Annotated in this window: 8 protein-coding genes; 6 read left to right on the forward strand and 2 right to left on the reverse strand. The window is 31.9% G+C overall.

All coding sequences use genetic code 11. From position 1 onward, the window contains the following. Window positions 1–435: 435 nt before the first annotated feature. A complete protein-coding gene (locus AC1DVK_RS26035; protein ID WP_477627735.1) occupies window positions 436–849 on the reverse strand; it encodes a DUF4279 domain-containing protein in 414 nt (137 codons plus the stop codon). A gap of 411 nt (window positions 850–1260) precedes the next feature. After that, complete coding sequence (locus tag AC1DVK_RS26040; protein ID WP_477627736.1) at window positions 1261–1443, reverse strand: hypothetical protein; 183 nt, start codon at window positions 1441–1443, stop codon at window positions 1261–1263. 832 nt (window positions 1444–2275) lie between these two features. Here AC1DVK_RS26040 and AC1DVK_RS26045 point away from each other — a divergent pair. The 6 genes from AC1DVK_RS26045 to AC1DVK_RS26070 all read left to right on the forward strand — a co-directional run bounded on the left by AC1DVK_RS26045 (window position 2276) and on the right by AC1DVK_RS26070 (window position 6569). Further along, on the forward strand, window positions 2276–2617 hold the full coding sequence (locus AC1DVK_RS26045) for a hypothetical protein (protein WP_477627737.1): 342 nt from the start codon (window positions 2276–2278) through the stop codon (window positions 2615–2617). Window positions 2618–2691: 74 nt separating this feature from the next. Next, window positions 2692–3336: a DUF5819 family protein gene (locus AC1DVK_RS26050; RefSeq protein WP_477627738.1), complete on the forward strand. Its 645-nt coding sequence runs from the start codon at window positions 2692–2694 to the stop codon at window positions 3334–3336. Then, window positions 3326–4255, forward strand: coding sequence for an HTTM domain-containing protein (locus tag AC1DVK_RS26055; RefSeq protein ID WP_477627739.1), 930 nt, complete (start codon window positions 3326–3328; stop codon window positions 4253–4255). The genes AC1DVK_RS26050 and AC1DVK_RS26055 overlap by 11 nt, the downstream gene beginning before the upstream one ends. A gap of 42 nt (window positions 4256–4297) precedes the next feature. Then, entirely contained in the window at window positions 4298–5473 is a 1176-nt protein-coding gene (locus AC1DVK_RS26060; protein ID WP_477627740.1) for a transglutaminase-like domain-containing protein, read from the forward strand. A 19-nt stretch (window positions 5474–5492) separates the two neighbouring features. After that, window positions 5493–5870 carry a thiol-disulfide oxidoreductase DCC family protein gene (locus AC1DVK_RS26065; protein ID WP_477627741.1) on the forward strand — a complete coding sequence of 126 codons (378 nt, stop codon included), beginning with the start codon at window positions 5493–5495 and terminating at the stop codon, window positions 5868–5870. Between the two features lie 234 nt (window positions 5871–6104). Beyond that, window positions 6105–6569, forward strand: a complete 465-nt coding sequence (locus AC1DVK_RS26070; protein WP_477627742.1) for a hypothetical protein — start codon at window positions 6105–6107, stop codon at window positions 6567–6569. Window positions 6570–6834 lie beyond the last annotated feature (265 nt).

A 6834-nucleotide genomic window follows, 5' to 3' on the forward strand; every position in this document is an offset into this window, starting at 1 on the left:
TTCAGCCCTTCATGAAATTATTTCATTACTATGGCTTCTGCTGACTTCTTGCGACTAACCTTTTTCGACTGTACTTCTGTACATCCGCAAGACCTCCCAGGGTAAGACACCTATCTTTCCTCTTTTRCTCGCCTGATTTACTCTATAAAGTTACGCACATCTTTTGGACTTTAACTTGTCTTGGAGTTTAATCCCTTTATMGAKCCTTAGTATCAGATTCCTGTTCGTCGAGCCAAGATTTTATTCCACGCTTCCTCCAGCCCTTACCTCACGATAAGTACCTTGCGCTTCCTTAGTGGTTGGTCGATGTGTACCCCCACAGTGGACTTTCACCACCTAGATAGTTGCCATGCCTGGCACACAAGAAAAAGCTGCCTTAAAAACAGCTCTGATTCCTCAGCTAGCTATAGTTGAACAAGAAAACTAATAATTTTCTTAACTAAATATATATAAATCAAAGTGGATTTCTGCTTGAATTAAGCTGGCAAAATCTACAATGTTTTTCTGTAAATACATTGCGGGCTTTTCGTCATTTTCTACTTGAATTACAATCATAAAAAGAAACTCTAAACTATATTTCTCCTTTAGTTGTTTTAATTCTTTCGTTTTACCTTCAAGAGATTTAAGAATTGTATTCAACTGGTTGTTAATATCGTATGATTCCTGATATCCAGTGCTTAAAGTCCAATCGGTTTCTTTTCTCCGTCTAATTTTGGTTGATACAAGATTGGGATTATTAATTTTTTCTATAATATCTCCCTTTTTGTAAGTTTTTGTAGGTTCAATACCAAGAATATCGGTTACAACCTCCAAAGGAAATTCATCACCAAATACACTAAAGTAAGCCATTACTTTTGTTTTATCCAGAATACTTCATCCTCTTTCTATCTTAAATGGTGTTTATTTACTTGTATCATACATAATAATAAACGCCTGAACAATCAAGGTTTTCTTCTTCAACTATCCTGCCCCGTTAGTTTAAGTAGGAAACTTCACAATCTCAATAGAGTAAAGCCTATTGGTACATAATCAAACCACCTCTACATTAGGATTTATGATGTCTCATAAGACTTGTGTCAAAATGCTTAGCGTTGTAAATCCGCACTTTCCTGACTCTACCCGTATTCAAAAAGGCTGCCACGTGGCAGCCTTTTCTTTCGTTTAGTTAACATAACATTTGTTTGAGGAAGCTGACCTTGTGCCTGCTTTTTAGATGTGTAAGAATCGGCCATCAAAATATTATTTTTTAGACCATAATTTTTAGAATTGGATATTTTGAAAAAGTGAAATGGTAAGTATTAGTGTTGATAAGGCGCCCGCAGACATTAAAGTTATTATTTTTCGTCCGTTCTTCTCTTTTGAAGTTTTTACAAGCTCTCGGGATACCGCAATCCATATAACCATAGAAACTATAGCTACTATGGTTATAACCTCTGTCGACATATTTAACACTCCTTATTTTATAATTTATACAGTTAAGGCACCAGTTGTATAAAATCGTACCTTATGTACGGATCAGAAAAAATAAAGTTTCACTATTAAACAATCCTGCTCCATTAGTTGAACAAGGTAATTGGCGAACTCCTTACGTTGCTAACGCACCTCATATAACTAATAGAATAAGTATAAATTCAAATTATACATAGGTTAATAAACAAAATAACCCAATGTAAATGCCATATTTAACAGATAATTTGTTTTTCTGATTGTTAAAAGTGCCTTTTTTTATATCAGAACTAAACACAAAAAGTAAAGATATTATGAGAGAAACAGTAGCTATATCTATAATCGAAAATAATTTACTAATTATTCCTATAAGAAGAACGATTCCTAATAAAAAGCCTATAGAAATTGATATGTATTCTGGTTTGAACGTTAAGTACCTCATAAATACCCCCTTTAACGCTAACTACCATTTATATTACCACAAAATTACATATAGTTTTATTCTCAGTTGGTTAAACACGAGTTTTTTTCACTAAATTTGAATGTATGATTATTGTAAGAATCACACGTTCAAAAGGCCGCCAATCGGCAGACTATTTCTTTTTTTAGTTAACATAACCACTAATCTAGTAAGTTGGCCTCGTGAAGTGATTCCTATAAGTTAGACACAAAATTATGCCTGATACAGCCCCTGTAATATCGATAATAGAATTTTTCTATCTTTATTTGAAAATTATAATATATTAAACTGACTATTTTAACTTTGTGTGTTAGTATAATAATGGATATAATTCCAAAATACTACTAATGGAGGGATATTTTTACATTTATGAAAAAATTCATCAGTCTTTTTCTTGTTGTTCTAGCTTTATTTGTGGGTGTTTCTACTGTTTCAGCATCTACGTCAAGTATCTCATTGGTAGAAAGTCGTAACTTTGAAGGCGCACAACAAACATCCGCTGTTGAGCCGAAAGTTCTTCCTGCTATAGCAGCAATTGGTGCCGCAGCTAGAGTCGCAGCAGCAGGAGTAAGAGTAGCGACATCAGCAGCTAAAGTTGTTGGGGCTGGATTTGGTGCTGCAGCTGGGGCAGATGCATATACCAAAATATCCAAAGGGAAATCTTTAAGTTCTAATGTATCAGGACAAGATGCGGAACTAGCTTTTGATTAAATTCTAAAAGGATAAGAGCCTCAATCAATTTGATTGAGGCTCTTACTCTAATATAATCAGGAAAGGAATAAATCATGAAAATAAAGATTTTTTTCGGAATCGTTATTACAATTTTTCTCTTTCATTTCACTATGACTGCAATCTATGTACTACCATTTAACCCAATTAAAAATAAACTAAATGATTTTGTTGTAGCTTATATGGAACCTCTTTTTACTCAAAATTGGATGTTATTCGCTCCAAATCCATTATCAAATAATTACTACGTTAATATTCAAGTGAAAGACAAATCTAAAAAACAGTCGAAATGGATGGACATCTCGACACCTTTGTACGATGCAAATCATAGTAATAGATTCTCTCCGGTAAATAAACTAGTAAGAATAGGGACTAGTACATATATGCAATCCATTCAATCAGATGAGCTTTTTGATAAAATTGAACAAAAAAAGATTGAAGTAAATCACCAGCAACAAATCAATAAAAATAAAGAGATATCATCTCATCAAAAAGATGGAATACAACAGTTGTATAACTTTGGATATTATTTTGCGGAAAAACAATTTAAAAAGCAAGAAATTCACGAAATTAGAGTTCGAGTATTAAGTGAAAAACCCATCCCTTTTTCAAAAAGAAATGATAGAGATTATAAGCCCAAAAAATCTTATATTACATATGGTTGGGAACCTGTTCAAGGAGGAGTTGTAGGTGTTAGATAAAATAATAAGATTCGTTTCAATTAAAAGATCATTAATAGGTGCTAGCATTTTAAGGGTAGGTTTTGGCATAATAATTCTCTATACATACGCTATAAATTACTCCCAACGAAGATTTCTTTGGGGACCTGACGGTTTAACTAATACAGACTATTCTCAACAAACAAACCCCCTTACCCTATATAGCTTTAGTAATTCTACAATGTACTTCGAACTCATTTTTCATTTAGGGATTGTAATAACAATGTTATTTATTTTGGGCTATATGACAAGAATTATGACAATACTAAATTATATTTTTCTGTATTCCATCTACCACCAAAATGGTTCTATACTAGACGGCGGGTACAATCTTATGCTCATAATATCAGTCTATTTGATACTTGTTAAAAGCAATGAATATCTATCCATCGATAAGCACCTTAAAAAGAGTAAAAAAGATAATATCTACGTCAACATAATACATAATATCGGTATCCTTTCTATAATACTACAATTATGTATTTTATATTTAAATTCGTCCTTATATAAGGTTATGGGAGAACCATGGCAAAATGGCACTGCTCTCTATTACATTTTACAAGTTAAAGAATTCAATTTACCTTGGATAAGTAATTTGATACTATCTTCTGATATTTTAATAGTATTTGGAACTTATTTCACAGTGATGTTACAAGTGGCTTTCCCCTTTCTTCTATTTAATAAAATAACAAAATACATCGCGCTATTATTAATAGTTCCAATGCATTTAGGTATTGCTTTCATTATGGGATTAATAAGTTTCTCATTAACTATGGTATTAATTGACACTGTACTTATAAGCGATAATGATTACAAAAAAATATATACATTTTCTAAACGGAAAATGTTAAAATTTAGTAAAAAAAACGAAGTGACAGAACCTATTCAAAAGTCGATGTAAATTCAACAATAAGAAAATAAGTTGGAATGGAGATGTATATGATTGAAGAAGTCTATAAATATTGATTATTGGTATGAAAACACACTAAGTAATAAAGTGGAATTATGGATGATACTTCCGGAAAAAGTCATCAAACAATCAAAAAAAACTAACCAAGTACATAAAGTTCCAACAGGGGAGATTTTAAGTTATTTCATCCTCCAAAAAAATGAGAAAATACATTTTAACTTTGATGTGGACTGGTATAAGCCCGAAAATCATTGTACTTCATTGACAAATGAAGAAAAAAAATATTATTTAAGAAATACCATTTTCTCTCCTATTAATGAAGAAACAACAACTCTTGCAAAGAAAATTACTGAAGGTGAAAAGAGCGAAAAAGATCAAGCATATGAAATCTTTAAACATATTGTGAAAAGCTACAAATATAAATATCCTCCGAGTAGTAGAGGTACACTATCTTTTTTAAAAGAAAGAAAAGGAGATTGTGGAGAATTCTCCTTTTTATTTTCTTCATTATGTAGATCTATTGGAATACCCACAAGGACGGTTTTTGGTGGATGGTCAGATGGAAAAATGAACGGTCATGCTTGGAACGAAATTTTTTTATCCGGTGTGGGCTGGTTTCCGGTAGACACAAGTATGGCCAATATACTAAGAAAAAATTGCTTTAGTTTTTTAACTAGTAACATAAAGACCATGCATTGGAAAAAATATTTTGGCCAAACAGAGGGACAACGAGTTGTTTTTTCTAGAGATGCAGAAATAAAACTTTCACCTTCTTATAATGATAGTGTGGACAAATCAATGTTGTTGCAACCGTTTTATATTAATGATGCACCCTTTTATTGGGGACAAGAATCTTTGAATGGTAACGCTCCTTATTTGCAACCAGCATATGTAAAGTTTAATGGGGATTTAGATATTTCTATTACTACAGTTAAATCAGATAATCTAATCGGAAATTGGAAGACAAAAGAAAACGGACTTAGAGGTGTCTTAAATTCAATAAAAAAAGGGCTTCTTTACCCCTCTGTAATAATTATGATAATGAGTTTCTTTTTGGACAATCTCATTTTAGATCTAGTCTATAAGATTGCTTTCATTAGTGTATTCCTATGTTTTATTTTAAGAAAAGAGAGGCTTGTTATATTTAGTATTCTATTAGTTTTAATGGTTCTCTCCATGCTATCTACAATATCGCGGTTGAGTACATAACCCTTGTGAGGTGATAATAATGCTAGTTTTAATCTATGATGGTGATTGTAATATGTGTAGTCGATTTATAAGATTTATTATAGATATCAATACTAATAAAAAATTAAAAATAACAGACTTTGAAAGTCAATGGACTAAAAACAACTACAAGGTTAACAAAAATATAGACAGTATGATATTTATAAAAAAACAAAAACAATATATATATTCAGATGCAGTCATACATTTATTAATGTCGACTAATTATATTTTTAAGCCGCTATTTATTCTTAAGTTAGTCCCAAAAATAATAAGAGACAATATGTATAAATTCGTAGCCAAAAGAAGAAGGAAAATTTTTAAATATCAGACGTGTGATTTAGGAAATCGGCAATCCAAAGATATTTTTTTAAAGTAAAATTAGTTGAACAAGGGTATTTCTTTATTTGAATTCGAATGTATGATAGTGTAAATTTGATCGTACGTTTAAAAGGCCGCCAAATGGCGGCCTTCTTATGGCGCTAACGCACCCGTTAGTTTAAGTACAAACCTTCACAATCTTGCTAACCTGACACATTTGCTTAAAGAGAAAAAACCTAATAATTAAAATAATTTACATAGGGCATATTAACTTTAAAATGGGAGGTCCTATATGAAAATAAAACGATTTATTATGATAATACTTTTAGTTTCTAGTTTCACAATAAGTACAAACGTTTCTGCATCAAACAATAATAAGGAAAATGAAATACCTAATTTTCCCGAAGCAAATAGTTTCAATAACAGATACTTCAGCTATTTTATAACGGATTTATACCACAAGGAAATAATGGAAGCTTTTCAAAGTTATTATAAGAGCAAGGGATTAAAACCTACTGGCTATGGTCCGTCAAGTGAAGACCCCGATTATGGAATGGTTTCTATCTATTTTGGTAATGATTTTAGCGATAAATTCTCATATATGCTAAAAGTGTCATTGTCACCTACAACAGATAAAAAAGTGTTAGGTAGAGATACTCTTTATTTTGCAGTTGAACCTAGTCGCCAATTGATGAAAGACTTACCGAAAGATTACGCTCCAATCAAGTTGGTGAAGTATGAACACAAAGAGCCGTAAAAAAAGGACATATTCATGTTCTTTTTTTATTGACGGCTTCTAGAAATCTCATTTTATTCTTCTTCTTCAACTAAACTTCGCCTTTAGTTCCATAAATCGAGTAGGAGGAGGCGCCTAGCCTCCGACCTCTCACACCACCGTACGTACCGTTCGGTATACGGCGGTTCAGTTTAAGTCTGACGTAGTTTTGTATATCGTTCATATAGATTTACTAACCCATGATGGAGCCAATAAACATTATTAAGGGTTTTGTCTAGAATAGGAC

The sequence above is a fragment of the Peribacillus sp. P4_B1 genome (assembly GCF_056402395.1).

Excerpts from the sequence above, each read along its gene's own strand:
- AC1DVK_RS26035 (WP_477627735.1), bottom strand. The coding sequence starts at position 849 with ATGGCTTACTTTAGTGTATTTGGTGATGAATTTCCTTTGGAGGTTGTA.
- AC1DVK_RS26040 (WP_477627736.1), bottom strand. The coding sequence starts at position 1,443 with ATGTCGACAGAGGTTATAACCATAGTAGCTATAGTTTCTATGGTTATA.
- AC1DVK_RS26045 (WP_477627737.1), top strand. The coding sequence starts at position 2,276 with ATGAAAAAATTCATCAGTCTTTTTCTTGTTGTTCTAGCTTTATTTGTG.
- AC1DVK_RS26050 (WP_477627738.1), top strand. The coding sequence starts at position 2,692 with ATGAAAATAAAGATTTTTTTCGGAATCGTTATTACAATTTTTCTCTTT.
- AC1DVK_RS26065 (WP_477627741.1), top strand. The coding sequence starts at position 5,493 with ATGCTAGTTTTAATCTATGATGGTGATTGTAATATGTGTAGTCGATTT.
- AC1DVK_RS26070 (WP_477627742.1), top strand. The coding sequence starts at position 6,105 with ATGAAAATAAAACGATTTATTATGATAATACTTTTAGTTTCTAGTTTC.